This window comes from Chamaesiphon sp. OTE_75_metabat_556, from assembly GCF_031378165.1.
GTDB lineage: Bacteria > Cyanobacteriota > Cyanobacteriia > Cyanobacteriales > Chamaesiphonaceae > Chamaesiphon.
On sequence record NZ_JANNDR010000314.1, the window covers coordinates 1 to 2,056 of the forward strand.

The window sequence follows — 2,056 nt, forward strand, 5'->3', positions numbered from 1 at the left end:
GTTTTTATTTGGGGGGAACCCCCGAATAAAAAAACGACAAGACAGCGAATCAAGACAGCGGGGAGCGGGGAGAAGAGGATAGCTGTTGCAAAGACATAAAATTACACCTATGTTCAGCAACGCCCGATTTTTAATCCAAAATCCAAAATCAGTCTCGATCGGATCTGTTGCTATTATTAGAGATTTCGGGGATGGGATCGTAACCGCCAGGATGGAAGGGATGGCAGCGACAAATCCGCATGGTGGCTAGATAACTGCCTTTGATTGTACCAAACCTGTCGATCGCTTCTACGGCATATTGGGAGCAAGTCGGCGTAAATCGACAACTAGGTGGCAATAAACTAGAAATAAACTGTTGGTAAATGCGGATCGATCGAATTAAACTTTTTTTCATATGCAAACATTTTTCGCCGAATCTAATCTCTGGTTGCGGATTGCGACAGTTCCAGTATATGTTGGCTCGATCGTCCTCACCGCCGAATTGTTACATCGCTATACCGACACCAAACCCGAACATGTCCGCAAGGTAGTGCATATCGGTACGGGGAATGTGATGCTTATTGCTTGGTTGCTCCAGTTACCTGTGTGGGTGGGAATTACATCGGCGGTATTAGCCGGAATAATTACGCTCGCTTCCTATCGCTTCCCCATTTTACCAGGGGTAAATAGCGTTGGACGTAAGAGTTTGGGGACATTTTTTTACGCTGTTAGTATTGGCATTTTGACAGCGATATTTTGGCAGCTAAATCTACCCCACTATGGGGTAATTGGAATTCTGATTATGGCTTGGGGCGATGGTTTGGCGGCGATTATTGGTCAGAAATTTGGCAAGCATCCCTATACTATCCTGGGAAATACTAAAAGCTGGGAAGGGACTTTAACAATGTTACTAGTTAGTTATGCGATCGTGTCGATCGTATTATTTAGCGTCCAAGGTAACATTTGGCAAACCTGGATCGTCGGAATTCCCGTTGCAATTGCCGCAACAGCCGTAGAATCGATCGCCCAATGGGGTTTAGACAATCTCTCCGTTCCCTTAGTCAGCGCGGGTTTAGCCTTTGGGATCGATCGATTATTGATTAGGTAAATGAGTCTGAAACCTAGACCTTGCAAAGCTGAGATCTCAGAATGTCCACTATTGACTATTCACTAAAAAGAACCAAATCCTCGTAAAATAGTTGAGACAAGGATTTTAACCCGTTAGCGTAGCTTTGGCTGTGCAGAGCGGTAGCAAATCGCTCCCCACTTTCTAGCACCAATGACTAGCAACCAGGATTTAATAGCTACACCGACTGCCTTCGATCTGGCGGCATATCTGACCGATCGACAGCCGCGCGTAGAAGCGGCTCTAGATGCCTCGATCCGCCCCGCCTACCCCGATACCATCTACGCTGCGATGAGGTATTCATTGCTAGCTGGGGGTAAGCGGTTGCGACCGATTTTGTGTCTGGCTAGCTGCGAAGCTGTCGGTGGCGATCCCGATCTGGCGCTGCCGATGGCTTGTGCGCTGGAAATGATTCACACCCTGGCGCTGATTCACGACGACTTACCAGCGATGGATAACGATGATTATCGCCGTGGGAAGTTGACAAATCACAAAGTTTATGGTGACGATATCGCCATTCTCGCGGGAGACGGCTTGCTGGCTTATGCGTTTGAGTATATCGCCACCCACACCCAGGGAGTGAGTGCAGATCGCGTCCTCAAAGCGATCGCTCATTTAGCTAGAGCCGTTGGCGCTAATGGCTTAGTGGGCGGACAAGTCGTAGATCTAGAATCAGAAGGCAAGTCCGATATCTCGATCGAAACCCTCATTTACATTCACAATCACAAAACTGGTGCCCTATTTCAATCTTCGGTCGTCTGTGGCGCAATCTTAGCAGGTGCTACCACCGCCGAAATCGAAAAATTAGCCAAGTTCGCCCAAAATATCGGTCTAGCATTCCAGATTATCGACGATATTCTCGATATCACTGCCACCGGAGCCGAACTCGGTAAAACAGCAGGCAAAGATGTCGAAGCTCAAAAAGCCACTTATCCCAAGCTGTGGGGATTG

The 2,056-nt window shown here is 47.8% G+C and carries 3 protein-coding genes; 2 read left to right on the top strand and 1 reads right to left on the bottom strand.

Features of this window, described 5'->3' with window-relative positions:
• Positions 1-148: 148 nt before the first annotated feature.
• Positions 149-394 (bottom strand): membrane protein insertion efficiency factor YidD, encoded by a 246-nt coding sequence (gene yidD / locus RMO27_RS12620; RefSeq protein WP_309732966.1) that lies wholly within the window; start codon positions 392-394, stop codon positions 149-151.
• Here yidD and RMO27_RS12625 point away from each other — a divergent pair, their 5' ends adjacent.
• Together RMO27_RS12625 and crtE are read left to right on the top strand one after the other, a co-directional pair.
• Positions 395-1,087, top strand: coding sequence for an SEC59/DGK1/VTE5 family protein (locus RMO27_RS12625; protein WP_309732969.1), 693 nt, complete (start codon positions 395-397; stop codon positions 1,085-1,087).
• 171 nt (positions 1,088-1,258) lie between these two features.
• Positions 1,259-2,056, top strand: a 798-nt coding sequence (gene crtE, locus RMO27_RS12630) for a geranylgeranyl diphosphate synthase CrtE (RefSeq protein ID WP_309732970.1), incomplete at its 3' end; no start/stop codon positions are given.